This is a genomic window from Promicromonospora sukumoe, assembly GCF_014137995.1.
Lineage (GTDB): Bacteria > Actinomycetota > Actinomycetes > Actinomycetales > Cellulomonadaceae > Promicromonospora > Promicromonospora sukumoe.
The window spans coordinates 309,056-328,410 of the sequence record NZ_JACGWV010000003.1; the positions used below are offsets into that span (position 1 = coordinate 309,056).

The window sequence follows — 19,355 nt, forward strand, 5'->3', positions numbered from 1 at the left end:
GCAGGGAGGACGACGTGTCCACTCCGACAGCACGCGAAGCCGAGGCGACCCAGAGCGCCGGACGATCAGCCGTCCAGCGCCACACCGGACGCTGGATCGACCACTGGGACCCCGAGGACAAGACCCTCTGGGAGGACGGCGGACGCCGCACCGCCCGCCGCAACCTCGTCCTGTCGATCTTCGCCGAGTTCCTCGGGTTCGGGGTCTGGGCCGTCTGGTCCATCGTCGTGCCCCAGCTCCCCGCCGCGGGCTTCGACCTCACCGTCGACCAGATGTTCTGGCTCATCTCGGTGCCCGCCCTCGTCGGCGCCACGCTCCGCATCCCCTACACCTTTGCGGTCCCCGTCTTCGGCGGCCGCAACTGGACCATCGCGTCCGCGCTGCTCCTGCTGCTGCCCACGGGCGCGCTCATCCTCACGGTCGGCGACCCGACCACGCCGTTCCCCGTGCTGCTCGGCGCCGCGGCGCTCGCGGGCCTCGGCGGCGGCAACTTCGCGTCGTCGATGGCGAACATCTCCTTCTTCTTCCCCGAGAGGGAGAAGGGCGCGGCCCTGGGCTGGAACGCCGCCGGCGGCAACATCGGCACGGCGGCCGTGCAGCTCGCGGTGCCGCTCGTCATCGTCGCCGGGGCGGGCGTGGCGCTCGACCGGGCCGGGCTGATCTTCATCCCGTTCATCCTGCTGGCCGCGTTCCTCGCCTGGCGCTGGATGGACAACCTGTCCTCGGCCAAGGCCGACCCGCGCTCGTTCGCCGTGGCGGTGCACCACAAGCACACGTGGGTCATCAGCTTCATCTACATCGGCACGTTCGGGTCGTTCATCGGCTACGCGGGCGCCTTCCCGACGCTCCTTGCGGCGCAGTTCCCGGAGGTCGCGATCCCGCTCGCCTTCCTCGGCGCACTCGTGGGGTCGGTCGCCCGGCCGCTGGGCGGCATCCTCGCCGACCGGGTCGGCGGCGCGGTCGTGACCGTCGGCGCCTTCGCCGTGATGGCGCTCGGCGCCGTGGGTGCCATCACCGCGCTGGGGTCCGGCAGCTTCCCGCTCTTCTTCGGCTCGTTCCTCGGCCTGTTCGTCGCCACCGGCGTGGGCAACGGCTCCGTCTACCGCATGATCCCGGCGGTCTTCCGGGCCAGCGGCGGGACGGCGAAGGCCGCCGCCGGCTGCATCGGCATCGCCGGCGCGATCGGTGCGTTCGGCGGGTTCCTCATCCCGCGCGGGTTCGCCCTGTCGACCACCGTGGCCGGGTCGATCGTGCCCGCGCTGTGGCTGTTCATCGGGGTCTACGTGGTGATGGCCCTGGTCTGCTGGCTGGTCTACGGGCGCGGCGCCATGGCCGCGGCACGGGTCTGAGCATGCTCGCCACCCCCGGGACCCCGGTCGAGTCGCACTGCCCCTACTGCGCGCTGCAGTGCGGGATGTCGCTGACGCCGCGCGCCGGTGCGCCGGGCACCGCCGGTGCCGCGGTGCCCGGCGTGCCCGAGGTGCAGCCCCGCGACTTCCCGACCAACCGGGGCGGGCTGTGCCAGAAGGGTTGGACGTCGGCGTCGGTGCTCGGGGCGTCCGACCGGATCACCGTGCCGCTGGTCCGGCGATCCCTGCTGACGGGCGCGGACCACCCGACTGACTCGGCGGACGGGTTCGCCGGGTCTGCGGGTTGGTCCGACCGGCCGGCTGGCTCGGCCGACGAGGCCCGGCGAGTCAGCCCGCTGGTGCCCGTCTCCTGGGACGTGGCGCTCGATCTGGTCGCCGGCCAGCTCGCCGGGATCGCCGCGGAGCACGGCCCGGAGGCCGTGGCCGTCTTCGGCGGCGGCGGGCTGACGAACGAGAAGGCGTACGCGCTCGGCAAGTTCGCGCGGACCGTGCTGCGGACGCCGAACATCGACTACAACGGGCGGTTCTGCATGGCGTCCGCGGCGGCCGGGATGAACCGGTCGTTCGGCGTCGACCGCGGCCTGCCCTTCCCGCTGGCCGACCTCGGCGGCGCGCAGGCCGTGCTGCTGCTCGGCTCGAACCTCGCCGAGACCATGCCGCCCGCCGTCCAGCACCTGGCCGGGGCGCGGGCGGCGGGCGGGCTCGTCGTCGTGGACCCGCGGCGGTCCGCGACGGCCCGGCTCGCCGGGGACCCGGCGTCGGGCGGGCAGGCGGGCGCGAATGCGAGCGCCGTCGGGCAGGCGGGCGGTTCCGGGCGGGCGGACGGCGCAGGCGCCGGGGCCGGGGCCGCCGCCGCCCAGGGCGTGCACCTCGCCCCCGTACCCGGCACCGACCTCGCCGTGCTGCTCGGCCTGCTGCACGTGGTGCTCGCGGAGGGCCTCGCCGACCGGGCGTACCTGGACGAGCGCACCACCGGGTTCGACGACGTCGCCCGCTCGGTCGCGGCCTGGTGGCCCGAGCGGGTCGAGACGGTCTCGGGCGTGCCCACCGCCGACCTGCGCCGCGTGGCCCGGCTGCTCGCCGCGGCCGCCCCGGTGCACGGCGGGACCGGCGCGTACGTGCTGACGGGGCGCGGCGTCGAGCAGTCCACGCAGGGCACCGCGACCGTGACCGCCGCGATCAACCTGGCGCTGGCGCTCGGCCTGCCGGGGCGGGTCGGCTCGGGCTACGGCGCGATCACCGGGCAGGGCAACGGTCAGGGCGGCCGCGAGCACGGTCAGAAGGCCGACCAGCTCCCGGGCTACCGCAAGATCGACGACCCGGCGGCGCGCGCGCACGTCGCCGCCGTCTGGGGTGTGGACCCCGACTCCCTGCCCGGCCCGGGCCTGCCCGCGGTGCAGCTCCTCAAGTCCCTGGGCGCCGTCGACCCTGAAGGCGTGCCGGCCCCCGGCCGGCCCCGCGCGCTCCTGGTGCACGGCTCCAACCTCGTGGTCAGCGCGCCGAACGCCGGCGGCGTGATCGACCGGCTGCGCAGCCTCGACCTCCTCGTGGTCTGCGACTTCGTGCCGAGCGAGACGGCCCTGCTGGCCGACGTCGTGCTCCCCGTGACCCAGTGGGCCGAGGAGGAGGGCACGATGACGTCGCTCGAGGGGCGGGTCATCCGCCGTCGGGCCGCGGTGCGGGCGCCGGGCGAGGCGCGCTCCGAGCTGTGGATCATCGCCGAGCTGGCGCGCCGGCTCGGCGCGCCCGAGACACTGGCCTTCCCGACCGACCCCGCGGTCGTGTTCGACGAGCTCGCCCGGGCGTCGGCGGGCGGCCCCGCCGACTACTCCGGCTTGTCGCACGCGCGGCTCGACGCCGACGAGGCGGACGGCGGACCGGGCCTGTTCTGGCCGGTCCCGGCACAGGCGGAGCACGTGTCAGACGCACAGGTCCCTCCCGTGACCTCAGCGTCTGACACGTCGCCGACGGCCCTGCACCCCGGGACCCCGCGGCTGTTCCTCGACCGGTTCGGGACGCCCGACGGGCGCGCGCGCATGGTCGCCGTCGACCACGTGGGCCCGAGCGACGACGTGCGCCCGGACGCCCCGTTCTACCTGGTCACGGGCCGGGTGCTGCAGCACTACCAGTCCGGCGCGCAGACGCACCGGGTCGCGGAGCTGGAGCGCCTCGTGGCCGAGCCGTACGTCGAGCTGCACCCCGTGCTCGGCTTCCGCATCGGCGTGCCCGACGGCGCCCGCGTGCGCCTCACCAGTGCCCGGGGCCGGGTCGAGGCGACGGCGCGCTGGACCGACGCCGTGCGCCCCGACACCGTCTTCATGCCGTTCCACTGGAGCGGCGTCGGGTCGGTCAACCAGGTGACGACGGACGCCACCGACCCGATCTCCGGCATGCCGGAGTTCAAGGTGTGCGCGGTGGACGTCTCGATGGTGGACGTCCCCGCGGTGGACGTCCCGGCGGCCGACGCGCTCGGCCGGCGGGGCACCCTGACGAAGGAGCTCTCGACATGAACCTGCGTGTCCCTGTGAAGGTCGTCGTGGTGGGTTTCGGCATGGTCGGCTCGCGGCTCGTCGACGAGCTCCTGCGCCGCGAGCCCGAGGCGTTCGACATCACGGTGCTCGGCAGCGAGCCGTACGAGCCGTACAACCGGGTGCTGCTGAGCGACGTCGTGGCGGGACGCACCGATGTCGCCGCCATCACGATGCCCCTGCCCGACGGCGCCCGCGTCTCCGTGCGCCGGGGCGTCGTCGCGGCGTCGATCGACCGCGGCGCGCGGGTGGTGCACGCCGACGACGGCACGGTGCACCCGTACGACCACGTGGTCCTGGCGACCGGCGCCGCCGCCCGCATCCCGCCGATCCCCGGCCTGCGTACGCCCGACGGCGGACTGCCCGCCGGCGTCCACGCGCTGCGTACCCTCGACGACGCCCGCGAGATCGTGGCCGCGACCGTGAACTCGCCGCGCGCCGTCGTGGTCGGCGGCGGCGTGCTGGGTCTGGAGGCCGCCGTCGGGCTCGCGGGCCGCGGCCTGAACGTGACGCTCGTCCACCACGGCGAGGGCCTCATGGAGCGGCAGCTCGTCACGGAGGCCGCCGACGTCGTCCGGGCCGGCCTGGAGGGGCAGGGCGTGATCGTGCGCCCGAACAGCCTGTCCAGCGAGGTACTTGTCGCGGGCGGCCGCGCCGTCGGCATCCGGGTCCGGGACAACGGTGCCGCTGCTGCTGCGGCGGCGGCTGGCGCGGCCCCGGCGGGTGTGGCTCGGGCTGGCGCGGCCCCGCGCGACGAGGTGGTCGCGGCGCGCCTGATCGTGTTCTCCGTGGGCACCATTCCGGAGACCGGCCTCGCCGCGGCGGCGGGGCTGACGACGGACCGCGGCGTCGTCGTCGGGTACGACCTCGCCAGCCCCGACGACCCGCGCGTGCACGCGATCGGCGACTGCGCGCAGCCGCCCAACGGCTCGCGGGGGCTCGTCGCCGAGGGCTGGGACCAGGCGCGGCGGTTGGCGGAGCACCTGGTCTCGCTGGTCGAGCCGGTCACGCCGGTTGCGGTGGTCAGCCCGGTTGCGGTGGTCGCGCCGGTCGCTGCAGCGGCGGAGGCCGGCTTCACTGGCGCCGCGCCCGCCGGTGCCGTAGCTGGCGGTGTCGCGGCCGGCGGGGCCGCGGCCGGCGGGGCCGGACTCGCTGGGGCCGGACTCGCCGGGACCCGGCCGCTCGCGCACCTGCGCCTTCCGGACGACGGCGCCCAGCCCAGCATGGCGGTGCGCCTCGGAGCCCTGTTGACCAGCGGCGCGACGTCGAGCCGCGCGCAGACGGACCGGGGGATCGACACCCGGGGGACCGACGTCGTGAAGGTCAAGGCGGGACCGCTCAGCGTCACCACGATGGGGGTCTGCGGCCCGTCGCGCCCGGACGAGCCCGCACACCGCTCGATCCGCCTCGCCGACCCCCGGGCGGGCCGGTTCATCGAGGTCGTGGTCTCCGACGGCGTCCTTGTGGGGGCGACCTGCGTGGGCGACGCGCGTGTCGCCGCAGACCTCACCGCCGCCTACACCCGCCGCACCCCCACGCCGCTGGACCCCGCGTTCCTGCTTCTCACCCCGGTGATGGCGGCGGCGGCCCCGGCGTCGTCCCCCGAGCACATGCCCGAGGACGCCGTGGTGTGCCGCTGCAACGGCGTGACCAAGGGCGACATCGCGGGCGCGTGCCCGCCGGGAGCGCACTCCGTCGAGGACGTCGTGCGCGAGACCCGCGCGACGACAGGCTGCGGCTCCTGCAAGGACGCCGTGTGCGGCCTGGTCGACTGGCTCCGCGCATCGGCGGAGGCGATCCCGGAGCCGGCGTGATCGAGCTCGGGACAAGGTCGGCAAAGGTGCGCTTCTACCCCGTCATTCCGCCCGAGAACAGCGTGATTTCGGGCCCAATGACGGGGCAGAAGCGCACCCTCAGCGGTGCCCGGTGCCCGGTGCCCGGTGCCCGGCGCATGCTGCGCCTGCTGCGCCTGCTGCGCCTGCTGCGCGAAGCGTCCCGGGGGTGGTCGGCTGTTGTGGAGCCGGCGTGCCCCAGCTCGGGGAAGGTGCGCTTCTACCCCGTCATTGGGCCCGGAACCAGCCTGATGTCGGGCCCAATGACGGGGCAGAAACGCACCCTCAGCTCAGCAGGCGGCGAATGCCTGCTGTGCGAGGTGCCTGCTGTGCGACGTGTCCGGGGTGCTGAGGTACCCGGTATGCGACGTTTCCGCTGTGCGAGGTGCCCGTGGGGCGGACAGCATTGTGGTGGGGGTGGCCGGGTGGGCCGAATTTCGTTCGACTGGGACCCGCGGAATCTTGCTCAGGCTGACTGTCCGGCTGAGGCGAATCGGCCGGGGTCAGGGTGGCCGAAATCAAGCCCACGCGGCCACCCACCGTTTTACTGCACTCGCTGCGACGGTGAACCCGCACGAACCGGACACGGCTGCCTGGGTTCCTCTCGCGTGGGCCTGGTGTCCGCCCGGACCTGATTCACCTGGTGTCGCGCCGTTTCATTCCTCGTGCCGCGACACCTCACCGCTCGCGCCGTTTCATTCCTAGTGCTGCGGCAGCTCAGCCCTCGTGCCGCGGCGCCTCATCGCGGTCGGGTCCACTCCAGCGTGTACCGGAAGAACAGTCGACGGCGGACCCGTGCCCCCGGGAGCACCGCGCCGGCGGTCCGGGAGATCTCCGAGAACGACTCGGCGGGGTCGCGCACCGGCATCACGGGTCCGCCGCTCGCCACGGGTCCGCCGTCGTCTACAGGGGCACGGACCGGCTGTGGATGTTTCATCAGCCCCACCAGCGGGTTGAGCAGGGACGACGGGAGGTCCCAGGCGAGGTCGGTCAGGGAGTCGGCCCGCGCCAGCCCCACCACGAGCAGCCGACCACCGGGAGCGAGCAGCTCGCCCGCGTGCCGGAGGGCCGGTTCGAGCGGCAGGTGGTGCAGCACCGCGATCATCGTGACGGCGTCGAACGTGCCGTCGATCTCCTCGAACCGGGCTCGGCGCACGGTCACCGAGGGGTCGTCCGCGAACCGCTCGGCGGCGACCGTAGCCATGGCTGCGTCCGCATCGATGCCCAGCACCTCGTCGAACCGCCCGCGCAGCCGGCTCAGCAGGAGCCCTCGGCCGCAGCCGACGTCGAGCACACGGAGCGGCCGAGCCGGGAGCGACCGGTCCCTGGGCGTCCGGCCCGGCCGCCGTCCGCCCGCGAGCGTCAGGCCCGGGGCCGTCCGGCCGGGCAGCCGCCGCAGCACCCAGCCGTGGAAGTGGTCGTTGTGGCTCCACGGGTGCCGGTCGTTGACCCGGCGCAGCCAGCGGCCGCCGGCCTGCACGATCGGGTTGCCGACGGTCCGGATGTCCATGTGCCCTCACGGTAGCGGCGATGAACGCGGACCTGGTGGCGTTCCGGGCGCGGATTCCGCCACCCGACCCGCGCTCACCGACCCACCACCCGGCCCGCGCTCACCAGGGCACGCCAGTCCCTGTGAGGAAGATGTTCGGCCCGGGTAACCACGGGCGCACCAGCGCGAAAAACCCGCGACCTACGGTCAAGACATGGTCAATTCCGGCAATCCCCAGCACCTCGTGGTGATCGGCGGTGGCATGGTCGCGCAGCGGCTCGTCGAGGCGCTGCGCGCCCGGGACGACGCCGGTCGCTACCACGTCACCGTCTTCGCGGAGGAGCCCCGCGCGCCCTACGACCGCGTGGGCCTGACCCGCTGGTTCGAGGAGGGCCCCGAGGGCATCGCCCTGGGCGACCCGGCCCTGTGGGCGGACCCGCACGTCACCCTGCACACCGACCGCAGAATCGAGTCGATCGACCGCGAGGCGAGGACGGTCACCGACCGCCTCGGCAAGGTGCACGCGTATGACGAGCTGGTGCTCGCCACGGGCTCCAGCGCCGCGATGCCGCCGATCCCCGGCAACGACCTGCCCGGCGTATTCGTGTACCGGACCATCGACGACGTGGCCGCACTCCGCGGCTGGGTCGAGGAGAAGCGCCGCAGCTACCCGGAGGGCAAGCCGGTGCGCGGCGCCGTCATCGGCGGCGGCCTGCTGGGCCTGGAGGCCGCGGGCGCGCTCACGGCGCTCGACGCGCAGGCCACCGTGATCGAGTTCGGCACCCACCTGATGGGCGTGCAGGTCGACCTCGGCGGCGGCCACGCGCTCAAGCGCCTCATCAACGCCAAGGGCATCGGCGTCCGCGCCGAGACCGCGACCAGCCAGATGAAGCCGCACCGGCGCACCGGCCACGTGGGCCGCCTCGACTTCGCCGACGGCGGCCGGCTCGACGTCGACGTCGTCGTGGTCGCCACCGGCGTCCGCCCCCGGGACGAGCTCGGCCGGGCGGCCGGGCTGGCGGTCGGGGAGCGCGGCGGCGTCGTCGTCGACCTGACCTGCCGTACCGAGGACCCGCACGTCTGGGCCGTCGGCGAGGTCGCCTGCATCGAGGGCCGCTGCCTGGGCCTGGTCGCGCCGGGCAACACCATGGCCGAGGTGGTCGTGGACCGGCTGCTCGGCGGCCAGGCCGAGTTCCCGGGCGCGGACACGGCGACCAAGCTCAAGCTCTCCGGCGTCGACGTCGCCTCCTTCGGCGACGCGCACGCCCGGACCGAGGACGCCGTCGAGGTCGTCTGGGCCGACCCCGTGGCCGGCGTCTACAAGAAGCTCGTCCTGTCCGACGACGCGCGCACCCTCCTGGGCGGCGTCTTCGTGGGCGACGCCGGACCCTACGCCAGCCTGCGCCCCATGCTCGGCGAGGAGCTTCCCGGTGACGACCCGAGCGCGTTCCTGCTCCCCGAGGGCGGCGGCGGTGCGCCGGGCCTGGAGCTGCCCGACGATGCCAACGTGTGCTCCTGCAACAGCGTCTCGGCGGGCACCATCCGGGGCGCCGTGACCGAGCATCAGTGCACCGACGTGCCGGGCGTGAAGGCCTGCACCCGGGCCGGCACCACCTGCGGCGCCTGCCTGCCGCTGGTCAAGAAGCTCGTGGACACCGAGCTGGAGCGCGCCGGCATCGAGGTCAGCACCGCCCTGTGCGAGCACTTCGAGTTGTCCCGCGCCCAGCTCTTCGACGCCGTCCGGGTCGCCGACCTGCACTCGTTCAGCGACATCGTGGCCCGCTTCGGCAAGCAGCCGGAGGGCGGCGCCGGGAAGGGGCGCGGCTGTGACATCTGCAAGCCCGTCGTCGCCTCGATCCTGGCGAGCCTCGGCAACGGGCACATCCTCGCGGGCGAGCAGTCCACGCTCCAGGACACCAACGACCACATGCTCGCCAACCTGCAGAAGGACGGCACCTACTCCGTGGTGCCCCGGATGCCCGGCGGCGAGGTCACGCCGGAGGGGCTGATCGTCGTCGGGCAGGTGGCCAAGGACTTCGGGCTGTACACGAAGATCACGGGCGGCCAGCGCATCGACATGTTCGGCGCGCGTGTGGAGCAGCTCCCGGACATCTGGCGCCGGCTGGTCGACGCGGGCTTCGAGTCGGGGCACGCGTACGGCAAGTCGCTGCGCACCGTGAAGTCGTGCGTCGGGTCGACGTGGTGCCGCTACGGCGTGCAGGACTCCGTGGGCATGGCCGTCGAGCTGGAGCTGCGCTACCGGGGCCTGCGCTCGCCGCACAAGCTCAAGATGGGCGTGTCCGGCTGCGCCCGCGAGTGCGCGGAGGCGCGCGGCAAGGACGTGGGCGTCATCGCCACGGACAAGGGTTGGAACGTGTACGTCGGTGGCAACGGCGGCCAGACGCCGCGGCACGCCAGACTGCTCGCCGAGGACCTGACGTCGGAGGAGCTGCTGCGCACCGTCGACCGCTTCCTCATGTACTACGTCCGCACCGCCGACCGCCTGCAGCGCACCGCGCCCTGGATCGAGGAGGTCGACGGCGGCCTGGAGGGCGTGCGCGAGGTGATCATGGAGGACTCGCTCGGCATCTGCGCCGACCTGGACGCCGCGATGGCCCGCCACGTCGAGAACTACGAGGACGAGTGGAAGGCCGTGCTGGAGGACGCGGAGAAGCTGCGTCGGTTCTCCTCCTTCGTCAACGCCCCGAAGGACGCCGACCCGTCGCTCGCCTACGTCACCGAGCGCGGCCAGCGCCGCCCGGCGACGTCCGCGGAGCGCGCGTCCGGCGTCGTCATCGCGGGCCCGAAGCTGGAGGTACGAGCATGACCGTCCACGACGTGTCAGACACACAGGTCCCCGGGGTGACCTGGGGGTCTGACAAGCCGGGCGAGGTGCGCTGGGAGCGGGTCTGCCCGCTCGCCGACCTGTTCCCCGAGCGCGGCGCGGCCGCGCTCTTCGGGGACGTCCAGATCGCCCTCTTCCGCCTGCCCGACGACGCCGCCTACGGCGTCCACGCCGGACGGGTGTACGCGGTGCAGAACCTGGACCCGTTCTCGGCGGCGAACGTGATGTCGCGGGGGATCGTCGGCACGCGGGGCGGCGAGCCGACGGTGGCGGCACCCGTCTACAAGCAGGTGTTCTCCCTGGCCACGGGCGCGTGCCTGGCCCTGGCGGACAAGGCTCCGAAGGACGACCTCCCCGCCGACCTCGTGACCTACCCGGTCGAGGTCCGCGAGGACGTGGTCCACGTGGGCCTCCGATGAACGTGTCAGACGCACAGGTCACCCGAGGGACCTGGGGGTCTGACAAGGTGGGGCGGGTGACGCTCGTCGGGGGCGGGCCCGGCGCCGTCGACCTGCTGACGGTGCGCGCGTGGCGGGCGCTGCAGTCGGCCGACGTCGTGGTCGCCGACCGGCTCGGCCCCGTCGAGATCCTCGCCGAGCTGCCGCCGCACGTCCGCGTGGTCGACGTCGGCAAGGAGCCCGGCCGGCACCCCGTCCCGCAGGAGCGCATCAACGAGCTGCTCGTGGAGCACGCGCTGGCGGGCGCCCACGTGGTGCGGCTCAAGGGCGGCGACCCCTTCGTGCTGGGCCGCGGCGGCGAGGAGGTGCTCGCGTGCGCGGCGGCCGGCGTGCCGGTCGAGGTGGTCCCGGGCGTGACGTCCGCCGTCGCCGTGCCGGGGCTGGCCGGCATACCGCTCACCCACCGCGGGGTAACGACGGGTTTCCACGTGGTCTCGGGCCACTGCGCCCCCACCCCGGAGGTGTCAGACGCACAGGTCCCTCGGGGGACCCACAGGTCTGACACGGCAGGGCCGCTCGACAACGCCGCCCTCTCCTGCGTGCGGGACGGCACGGCTACGCTTGTCGTACTGATGGGCGTGCGGTCCCTCGGCGCGATCGTGGCGCAGTCCCTGGCCGCGGGCGCCGATCCCGGAACTCCCGTGGCGATGGTGGAGAACGGTTCCACGCCGGAGCAGCGTGTCACGCGGTCCCGTCTCGACGAGGCGCCCGAGGTGGCGGCGGCCCGTGGTGTGCGGTCGCCCGCGGTCGTCGTCATCGGCCGCGTGGCCGCGGCAGGGCTTCTGGAGGCTACGAGTGAGCGACGCTTGGCAGGTGCCGGTGTCTGACGTCGCAGCGCCCTCCAGCACGCAGGCCGCCCACCCGGCGCTGGGCCAGGTCATGGCCGGCGCGACCGTGCTGGTCACGGCGGAGCGCCGGGCCTCCGAGCTCGCCGCCGCCCTGGAGCGCCGTGGCGCCACGATCCGGCACGCGCCCGCGCTCAGCATGATCCCGCACGTCGACGACCAGACGCTGATCGCCGCGACCCGGGCCATCGTCGCCGCGCCGCCGGACGTGCTGGTCGTGACCACGGGGATCGGCTTCCGCGCGTGGATCGAGGCCGCCGACGCGCACGGGCTCGCCGAGCCGCTGCTCGGCATGCTCGACGGCGTCCGGCTGGTCGCGCGCGGCCCCAAGGCACGCGGCGCGATCCAGGCCGCCGGGCTGCAGGCCGACTGGGTGGCCGAGTCCGAGACCTCCGCCGAGGTGGCGGAGGTGCTGCTCAGCGAGGGTGTGCAGGGGCTGCGCATCGCGATCCAGCACCACGGCGCGGGCGCCGACGGGCTCGACGAGGTGTTCGAGAAGGCCGGCGCGCAGGTCGCGAGCCTCGTCGTCTACCGCTGGGGTCCCGCGCCCGACCCGGCGGCGGTCCGCGACTCCGCGCACGCGGTGGCCGACGGCGAGATCGACGCCGTGGTGTTCACGTCCGCCCCCGGCGCCGAGGCGTGGATGCAGGCCGTCGAGGCGGAGGGGCTGGTCGAGCGGGTCCGCGCGCGGTTCGTCGACGGCGCGACGGTCGCCGCCGCCGTCGGGCCCGTGACGGCGAAGCCGCTGGAGCACCGGGGCATCATGCCGCTGCAGCCCGAGCGCGGCCGGCTCGGCGCGCTCGTGCGCGCGCTGGTGGGGCACTACGAGCACATCGAGTCGGTCGCGCTGAGCACCGTCGCCGGGTCGCTGGTGATCCGCGCGCGCGTCGCGGTGCTGGACGGGCAGGTGCTGCCGCTGTCCCCGACGGGTGTCGCGGTGCTGCGGCTGCTCGCGGCGGCGGCGGGCGACGTCGTGCCGCGCGAGGAGGTGCTCGCCGCGCTGCCGGGCGACTCGCAGGACACGCACGCCGCGGAGGTCGCGATCGCGCGGCTGCGCGAGGCGGCCGGCCGCCGCGACCTGATCCGCACGGTGGTCAAGCGCGGCTACCGCATAGAGCTGGCCTGAGGCTTTCCGGGTCCCTTTTCGGGGCTGACCCCATTCCCCTTTGAGACCTAAGTTTCTTCGCTTTGGGCCGCTCCAAAGCGAAGAAACTTAGGTCTCAAAGGGGAACGGCCCACCGGGGACCTGCCGGGACGGCCCCCGGCCCCCGGGAAACCCGGATCAGTCGGCCAGCTTGAACGCGAGCTCCGTGTCCCACTGCGCCATGTCGGGCTGTTCGGCGGGGTCCGTCAGGTAGTGCTCGAGCCGGCTCGCCCAGGCGTCACCGGCTTCGGTGTCGTGCCGGTCGAACGTGAGCCCCTCCGCGGCGGCCCAGCGCAGCAGCGCACCGGTGGCGTCGACCAGGCCGTCGGGGTGCCCGTGGTGGACGGTCGTCACGTACCGCCCGGCCGGGATCGCGCCCACCGTGACGTCGCCGGACGGGGTGAGCGCGGCGTCGTCGGGCACGGGGAAGCCGACCTCGACGACGAGCTTGGCCGCCATGTCGATCACGTGGTACCGGAAGTACGGTGCGCCGGCGGGGTGCGAGCCGTGCTCGACGATCCAGCCCGCGATCTCGGGGATGCGGTCGGCGATCCTGGCGATCTCGGTCATGGTGACCGTGTCGGTGATGCCGGCGGTGGGGATCTCGGGGCGTGTCTCGACGCGGTAGGTGGTCATGAGGGTCGGACCGCCGGGGCTGCTCCGACTCATCGGTCCGTCGTAGCCTCTGACATCTCGACGACGACGTCTCAACGGTCCGCGCTCCCCGTCCGTTACGAGCGGCAGAAGAGGGGAGACCTACATGGTCCGGTGGGAGGACGAGCTGACGGAGCTCGTGGTCCGTCGAGGCGGCGCGCTCGTGGGGTACGCGTACTCGCTGACGCGGGACAAGGCGCAGGCCGAGGACCTGGTGCAGGACGCGCTGGTGAAGATCTACTCGCGGCTGCGCCGTCCGCCGTCGGCCGGAGGACAGACGCAGCTCGACCTGGACCGCCCGGAGGCGTCCAACGCCGAGGGGTACGTGCGGCGCGCCATCCTGACCATCTACCTGGACGGCTACCGGCGGCGGAACCACTGGGCCGGCCTCAAGCACCTCCTGGCGGACGACGCCTCCGCACCTGGGGCGGACCGGGCCGCGACGGCGCGGGTCGACGTCGGGACGGCGCTCGAGCGCCTCACGCCCCGGCAGCGCGAGGCGGTGCTGATGCGGTTCTTCGACGACCTGACCGTGCCGCAGATCGCGGCGGCGCTCGGCACGAGCCAGGGCACGGTCAAGCGGCACCTGTTCGACGCGACCGCCGCGCTGCGCCAGGCCCTGGCCGAGGTCTCCGTGCCCGCCGTGGAGACGGCGCTCGACGAGCGGCTGGACGCAGTGGCGGGTGCGGTGCGCCGGCGTCGGACGGCGAAGGTGGGTGCCGTGGCCGGTGTGTCGATGGTGCTGGCCGTCGCGCTCGCATGGGGCGCGTTCGCCGTCAGGCCGCTGCTCCGGTCCGAGCCGCTGCCGGCGGACGACAAGGTCGAGTACACGCCGGGGTACGTGCCGGCCAACTGGTCCCGCGACGCCGGGGTCTACTGCGGTATGCCGCTCGACGAGCTGCGGGCGCTGGACACCGGCGTGTTCGACGTCGAGATCACCGGCGAGCTGGCACCGGTCGCCGAGGGAACGGGCGCGCACTGGGAGCTTCCGGTCACGATCTCCGGCGCCGTGCCGGACAGCGTGACCGAGGAGAACCGTGCGTACTTCATCACCTCGCCGCTGATCGTGTGGGCGCACGAGGGCCGGGTGGTCGATCTCGGCGCCGGATGGCGCGAGGCCGACCCGGACGTCTCACGATCGTTGTCCGACGACGGCACCTGGTCCGGCGCGGCCGTCGCGGGCGGCTCGACGTCGTGCCTCGAGGACACGCTCGTACCCGAGAGCCTCGGTGAGTACCGGAACGAGCGGCCCGGGGCGGAGTACGAGCTGCTCGTGGTCCTCTCGTACGAAGGTCTCCTGCTCAGCGACCCGGTCACGGTGGACCTGGACAGCGGCGTCGCCCCGGCGCCGACCTTCGCGGCGCCGTCGGGCGACTGCAGCGGGGCCGCCTATCAGGACCGGGCCGTCACGGCTCAGGACCTCCCGGACGACGCGCGGGCCGCCGCCGCCGAGATCCTCGCGGCGGTCACCACCTGCGACGAGGGACGGCTCGCGGAGCTGGGGACGATGCTGGACCTGGACCCGATGTCACGGCCCGACACGACCTCCGTCAACGACGTCTTCGCGCTTCCCGAGACGGACGGCCGGATGCCGTACGCCATGGTCGCGCGGCTGCTGAGCGAGACCCTGCCCGTGAGCGACCCGGAGGGGCTGACGTGGACGTGGCCCCGGGTATCGGAGCAGGTCGACGACGACGCGGCATGGCAGGAAGCCGTCGACGCCGGTGCCGTCACCGAGGAGCAGGCCGCGGCCGACCGCGCCGAGGGCGTCTATACCGGGTGGCGGTTGCAGATCGACCAGTGGAACGACGCCCCGCTGGAAAGGACCTGGACCGCCTTCTACGAGGGTGACGACGAGTGGTGCTCGAGGCCCGGCGCCGAGTCCGATCCGGAGTGCGACTAGCGTGCTGCGCACCAGCTCGACGGCGACCGGGCTCGCCGAGAACTTACGCCCCCGGCATCATCGTTCTGCCCCTCCCGTCCGTCGGAGTGGATGAGAGGGAAAGGGGGCGTCACCGATGGCGCAGTGGGAGAACGAGCTCGAGGAGCTCATGGCGCGGCGGGGCCGCGCGCTGGTGGGGTACGGGTACACGCTGTGCCGGGACCGCGGGCAGGCCGAGGACCTGGTGCAGGACGCGCTCGTCAAGGTGTTCTCACGCCTGCGGCGTCCGCGCGGCATGTCCGACGACGGCGGGCAGGTCGTGGACCTGGACCAGCCCCGGCTGACCAACGCGGAGGCGTACGTGCGCCGGGCGATGCTGACCATCTACCTGGACGGCTACCGGCGCCAGACGAGCTGGACGGGCATCAAGCACCTGCTGGCCGACGAGGACCGTGCGCCCGCGGCGGAGCGCGTCGCGACGGCCCGGGTCGACGTCGGCGTGGCGCTCGCCAAGCTCTCCCCGCGGCAGCGCGAGTCGGTGGTGCTGCGGTTCTTCGAGGACATGACGGTGCCGCAGATCGCCCAGACCCTCGGCACGAGCCCGGGCACCATCAAGCGGCACCTGTCCAACGCGATGGAGGTGCTGCGCGGCTCGCTCGCGGAGATCTCCGTCCCGGAGATGGACACGGCGCTGGACGAGCGGCTCGACGCCGTGTCCGGCATGGTCCGCCGACGTCGTGCGGTGAAGGTGGGCGCGCTGAGCGGCGCCTCGCTGGTGCTGGCGGGCCTGCTGGCGATGGCGGCGCTGTGGGGGCCGTCGCGGCTCCTGTCCGAGCCGGTGGTCCCGGCCACGCAGAACCCGGACGCGCAGGCCGGCGGCCAGGTGCCGATGCAGTGGAGCGAGCACGGCCCCAAGTACCAGTGCGGCATGGAGGTCACGGAGCTGACGTCGACGTCGGACACGGTGGAGCTGGAGCTGACGGGCGGCCTGGAGCCCGACGACCGCGGCCTCACCGCCCCGGTCCGCATCACCCGCACCGACGCCGAGGGACCGGCGCTCGACGGCGGCTATCCCATGCTGGTGTTCGCGCAGAACGGCCAGGTCGTCGACCTGGGGCCGGGCTGGCACGAGGGCGGGTACGTGCTGCCGGACGCCGGAAGGTCCAAGGACGACGTCGCCCAGGCCACCGCGGTGACGGCGTGCGGCGACTGGACGACCGGCATGACCTCCGAGACCTTCCTGGACGAGCGGCCGGCCGGCCGGTACGACGTCTATGCGGTCATGCCGTGGAGCGACCTCGACGGGACGGGCGGGATGGCCGTCAGCGAGCCCGTCACGATGGACGTCCCGGCGGTCGACATGCCGGACCGTGAGTCGCTGAGCGTCGACATCCGCGACGGCTACCAGCCGGCGTGGCTCGAGGACACGGACCTGGCGTGCGGAGCCAGCGCGGCGGCCGTCCCGGCCGGACCGCACGTGCCGTGGGAGCGGGCGGGCCTGTCCCTGTCGGCGGACGCCGACGACCACTACCTCGCGCCCCGCGAGCTGACGATCACGTTCACCGAGACCGCCGGCAAGGCCGTCGACACCACCCGTACGCCGATCACGCTGGTCTGGCTCAGCGCGGGACGAGTGGTCGGGATCGGTCAGGACATCTGGTCCGAGCCCACGGAGGACCTCCGGGTGGACCCCAAGGGCGACACCTCCGTCGTCGTCCCCGTCGAGCCGGACCTGACCTGCCTCACCGATCCCGAGGCCGGCCTGCCCGACGGCAACTACGACCTGTTCGCGCTCACCGAGCTCGACCCCGGGTCGGACGGCGAACCGCAGTACCTGGGCGTCGAGGCGTTCCCCGACTACCTCGTGCAGGAGTGACCAACGATTCCTCCCCGGTGCGCGTCATGGGGTGTGTGGAGACGATGACAGCACACACGCACCGGGGAGGTGGCCATGGCGGGATGGGAGACCGAGCTCGATGAGCTCATGAGGACGCGCGGGAGCGCGCTGGTCCGCTACGCCTACATGCTCTCCGGCGACCGCGCCCTCGCGGAGGACCTGGTCCAGGACGCACTGGTGAAGGTCTACTCGCGGTTGCGCCGCCCCGGCCGGGGCGGGGTGGGTGTGTCGGCGGGGAGCAGGGCGCACGACCTCGACTCCCCGTTCACCAACATCGAGGGCTACGTGCGGCGCGCGGTGCTGACCATCTACCTGGACGGCTACCGCAAGCGCCAGCGCTGGTCCGGCATCAAGCACCTGCTCGCCGAGGACCCGAGCACGCGCGGCGCCGACCAGGCGGCGTCGGCCCGGGTCGACGTGATGACGGCGCTCGCGAAGCTCGGTGCCCGGGAGCGCGCCTGCGTGGTGCTGCGCTACTTCGAGGACATGACGGTGCCGCAGATCGCCGACGCCCTGGGCACCGCCCAGGGCACGGTCAAGCGGTACCTGTCCGACGCGACCAAGAACCTGCAGGAGATCCTGCGCCCCGACGACTTCCGACCCGCCGAAGGGAGGGCCGCCCGATGAGCCACGACGACCTGAACGACCGATCCGACCAGAACGACTTCCTGAGCGGCGCGCTCCATGGTGCTGCCGACGCGATGCCCGGTGGGGAGGTGAACGACTTGCACGTCTCGTTCGGAGTGGTGCGCGACCGCGTGCGGCGGCGTCGTGCCGTGAAGGTCGGCAGCCTCGCCGGCGCGAGCCTGGCGGTGGCGGGCGTGCTCGCCTTCGGCGTCACGCAGTCGCCCGTGTGGAACAGCGAACCGGTGCTGCCCGGGTCGCCGACCGAGAACGTCGCTCCGAACCGGTCCGCGGACCCGTCGCCGTCGGGACCGCCCGCGACGAGCGTGATCCAGGACGGGTACGTGCCGTCGTGGATCGACGGCCTCGGCGTCGGTCTGTCGTGCGGCATGCCCGTCGACGACCTGGGGTCGACGACGGACACCTGGTCCGCGACGTCGATCGGCGACATCTACTCCGTGACCTCGGAGCTGGGCGGAGAGCCCTCGACGAGCCTGGGCATGGCAGCGTCCGTCGAGGGGACCGAGGGGTCGGTCGACGTCCCGCCGGTGCTGGTCTGGAGCCAGGACGGCGTGGTGGTGGACCTGGGGCCGAACGTCTTCGACGGATCCACGCTGCGCGAGCCGCTGGTGGGTTCCGCCGGCAACGCGACCGAGGCGCAGGACAGTGCGCTCACGTCGTGCGCGCCCACCGAGACCGAGACCAGGGACACCTTCCAGACCTCGCTGCCCGAGGGCGACTACGAGGTGCGGGTGGTCGCCTTCCCGCAGCTCGACTCGGGTGACTGGGCGACGGCGGTGAGCGAGCCGGTCGCCGTCCGCCTCGACGCCGACGGCGCGCACAGCCCCACCGGCACGCGCGGTGGCGACGCGACCATCGAGCCGCCGGAGCGCGCCGAGGGCGAGCTCACCCGGATGGTGCTGGACCGCAGCACGAGCTGGGTGTCCGCGCAGGAGACGCAGTTCGGGTACGTGACGACCGGAACGCCCGTGATCACCGCGGAGTGCGAGAGCACCGACCCGGCGGACGTGGTGTCGATCGAGGTGGTGCAGCCGTCCACCGACGAGTCGTTCGCGACCTTCGACGTGCCCTGCGACGGTGAGCGGTTCGTGTCGGACGAGGTGGTCGGCGGCGGCAGCGAGGAGGTCGTGGACCTCCGGCTGGCGAGCGTGCCCGACGGCGTCTCCCGGTTCTGGGCGACGCTCGCCCCGAACGCCGACGGCAGCAGCGGCGGCGGGGGCGGGGCCGACGCCGCCGGCGCCTGCTCTGCGGACGGCCTCGACCTGCCCCACGACCCGCCGAGCTCGCCGAGTGCGGCCGCCGGGGCCACGGCGCAGGCCGTCCTGGACGCAGCGCTGGCCTGCGACCAGGACCGGCTCGTCGAGCTGGCGACTCAGTACCCCACGGAGCTGCTGGTCCCCGCCCAGCCTGCCGAGGAGGTCTTCGCCCTGCCCGAGGACGACGCGCTGCACTACCTGACGGTGGCCGGGCTCCTCGCCGGTACGGTGGGGGCCGACCGCGGGGACGGGACGGTCGTCTGGCCGCGGGTCGCGACCGAGGAGTTCCGCGACTCGGACGAGGCCTGGGACGAGGCGGTGGAGGCCGGCCTGCTCACGCAGGGTGAGGCCGACGCCCAGCGTGCCGACGAGACGTTCGGTTACACGGGGATGGGGATCGCGATCGACGACGCCGGCAACTGGCGGTACTACTCCGCCACCCCGTGACGGCACCGGGTGGTTTCTTCACCCCATCGGATCCCGTGCCCCGCTCGTGTTTCAGACCGAGCG

The 19,355-nt window shown here is 73.7% G+C and carries 13 protein-coding genes; 11 read left to right on the forward strand and 2 right to left on the reverse strand.

Annotation, left to right across the window (positions count from 1 at the left end; translation table 11 throughout):
- Nucleotides 1-14: 14 nt before the first annotated feature.
- From FHX71_RS25495 to FHX71_RS25505, 3 genes are read left to right on the forward strand one after another with little or no spacing between them, the layout of a single operon-like run.
- Nucleotides 15-1,349, forward strand: a complete 1,335-nt coding sequence (locus FHX71_RS25495; RefSeq protein ID WP_182620311.1) for an MFS transporter — start codon at nt 15-17, stop codon at nt 1,347-1,349.
- A gap of 2 nt (nt 1,350-1,351) precedes the next feature.
- Complete coding sequence (locus tag FHX71_RS25500) at nt 1,352-3,880, forward strand: molybdopterin oxidoreductase family protein (RefSeq protein ID WP_182620312.1); 2,529 nt, start codon at nt 1,352-1,354, stop codon at nt 3,878-3,880.
- Nucleotides 3,877-5,712, forward strand: coding sequence for an FAD-dependent oxidoreductase (locus FHX71_RS25505; RefSeq protein ID WP_220490485.1), 1,836 nt, complete (start codon nt 3,877-3,879; stop codon nt 5,710-5,712). The genes FHX71_RS25500 and FHX71_RS25505 overlap by 4 nt, the downstream gene beginning before the upstream one ends.
- A 757-nt stretch (nt 5,713-6,469) precedes the next feature.
- On the opposite strand, the gene FHX71_RS25510 is transcribed toward FHX71_RS25505, so the two are convergent.
- Entirely contained in the window at nt 6,470-7,240 is a 771-nt protein-coding gene (locus tag FHX71_RS25510; RefSeq protein WP_182620313.1) for a class I SAM-dependent methyltransferase, read from the reverse strand.
- A 193-nt stretch (nt 7,241-7,433) separates the two neighbouring features.
- Here FHX71_RS25510 and nirB point away from each other — a divergent pair, with 193 nt between their 5' ends.
- From nirB to FHX71_RS25530, 4 genes are read left to right on the forward strand one after another with little or no spacing between them, the layout of a single operon-like run.
- The gene (nirB, locus tag FHX71_RS25515; RefSeq protein ID WP_182620314.1) at nt 7,434-10,046 is read left to right on the forward strand and encodes a nitrite reductase large subunit NirB; all 2,613 of its coding nucleotides are present in this window, start codon (nt 7,434-7,436) and stop codon (nt 10,044-10,046) included.
- Complete coding sequence (nirD, locus tag FHX71_RS25520; protein WP_182620315.1) at nt 10,043-10,483, forward strand: nitrite reductase small subunit NirD; 441 nt, start codon at nt 10,043-10,045, stop codon at nt 10,481-10,483. Before nirB ends, nirD begins: the two co-directional genes overlap by 4 nt.
- A 56-nt stretch (nt 10,484-10,539) precedes the next feature.
- Nucleotides 10,540-11,349, forward strand: a complete 810-nt coding sequence (gene cobA / locus FHX71_RS25525) for a uroporphyrinogen-III C-methyltransferase (RefSeq protein WP_312877216.1) — start codon at nt 10,540-10,542, stop codon at nt 11,347-11,349.
- Between the two features lie 52 nt (nt 11,350-11,401).
- Nucleotides 11,402-12,493 (forward strand): uroporphyrinogen-III synthase, encoded by a 1,092-nt coding sequence (locus FHX71_RS25530; RefSeq protein WP_182620816.1) that lies wholly within the window; start codon nt 11,402-11,404, stop codon nt 12,491-12,493.
- 156 nt (nt 12,494-12,649) lie between these two features.
- Here the strand turns inward: FHX71_RS25530 and FHX71_RS25535 are convergent, their stop codons facing one another.
- On the reverse strand, nt 12,650-13,180 hold the full coding sequence (locus FHX71_RS25535) for a GyrI-like domain-containing protein (protein ID WP_246403549.1): 531 nt from the start codon (nt 13,178-13,180) through the stop codon (nt 12,650-12,652).
- Nucleotides 13,181-13,271: 91 nt separating this feature from the next.
- On the opposite strand from FHX71_RS25535, the gene FHX71_RS25540 reads away from it, so the two are divergent.
- The 4 genes from FHX71_RS25540 (at nt 13,272) to FHX71_RS25555 (ending at nt 19,292) form a co-directional block, all read left to right on the forward strand.
- Entirely contained in the window at nt 13,272-15,068 is a 1,797-nt protein-coding gene (locus FHX71_RS25540) for an RNA polymerase sigma factor (RefSeq protein WP_182620317.1), read from the forward strand.
- 115 nt (nt 15,069-15,183) lie between these two features.
- Entirely contained in the window at nt 15,184-16,923 is a 1,740-nt protein-coding gene (locus tag FHX71_RS25545) for an RNA polymerase sigma factor (RefSeq protein WP_182620318.1), read from the forward strand.
- Nucleotides 16,924-16,998: 75 nt separating this feature from the next.
- Nucleotides 16,999-17,571, forward strand: coding sequence for a sigma-70 family RNA polymerase sigma factor (locus tag FHX71_RS25550; RefSeq protein WP_182620319.1), 573 nt, complete (start codon nt 16,999-17,001; stop codon nt 17,569-17,571).
- Nucleotides 17,568-19,292 carry a hypothetical protein gene (locus tag FHX71_RS25555; protein WP_182620320.1) on the forward strand — a complete coding sequence of 575 codons (1,725 nt, stop codon included), beginning with the start codon at nt 17,568-17,570 and terminating at the stop codon, nt 19,290-19,292. The genes FHX71_RS25550 and FHX71_RS25555 overlap by 4 nt, the downstream gene beginning before the upstream one ends.
- The last annotated feature ends 63 nt before the right edge of the window (nt 19,293-19,355 follow it).

Coding starts and splice junctions, on each gene's coding strand:
- FHX71_RS25500 (WP_182620312.1), top strand. CDS start 1,352: ATGCTCGCCACCCCCGGGACCCCGGTCGAGTCGCACTGCCCCTACTGC.
- FHX71_RS25505 (WP_220490485.1), top strand. CDS start 3,877: ATGAACCTGCGTGTCCCTGTGAAGGTCGTCGTGGTGGGTTTCGGCATG.
- FHX71_RS25510 (WP_182620313.1), bottom strand. CDS start 7,240: ATGGACATCCGGACCGTCGGCAACCCGATCGTGCAGGCCGGCGGCCGC.
- nirB (WP_182620314.1), top strand. CDS start 7,434: ATGGTCAATTCCGGCAATCCCCAGCACCTCGTGGTGATCGGCGGTGGC.
- nirD (WP_182620315.1), top strand. CDS start 10,043: ATGACCGTCCACGACGTGTCAGACACACAGGTCCCCGGGGTGACCTGG.
- FHX71_RS25530 (WP_182620816.1), top strand. CDS start 11,402: ATGGCCGGCGCGACCGTGCTGGTCACGGCGGAGCGCCGGGCCTCCGAG.
- FHX71_RS25535 (WP_246403549.1), bottom strand. CDS start 13,180: ATGAGTCGGAGCAGCCCCGGCGGTCCGACCCTCATGACCACCTACCGC.
- FHX71_RS25540 (WP_182620317.1), top strand. CDS start 13,272: ATGGTCCGGTGGGAGGACGAGCTGACGGAGCTCGTGGTCCGTCGAGGC.
- FHX71_RS25545 (WP_182620318.1), top strand. CDS start 15,184: ATGGCGCAGTGGGAGAACGAGCTCGAGGAGCTCATGGCGCGGCGGGGC.
- FHX71_RS25550 (WP_182620319.1), top strand. CDS start 16,999: ATGGCGGGATGGGAGACCGAGCTCGATGAGCTCATGAGGACGCGCGGG.
- FHX71_RS25555 (WP_182620320.1), top strand. CDS start 17,568: ATGAGCCACGACGACCTGAACGACCGATCCGACCAGAACGACTTCCTG.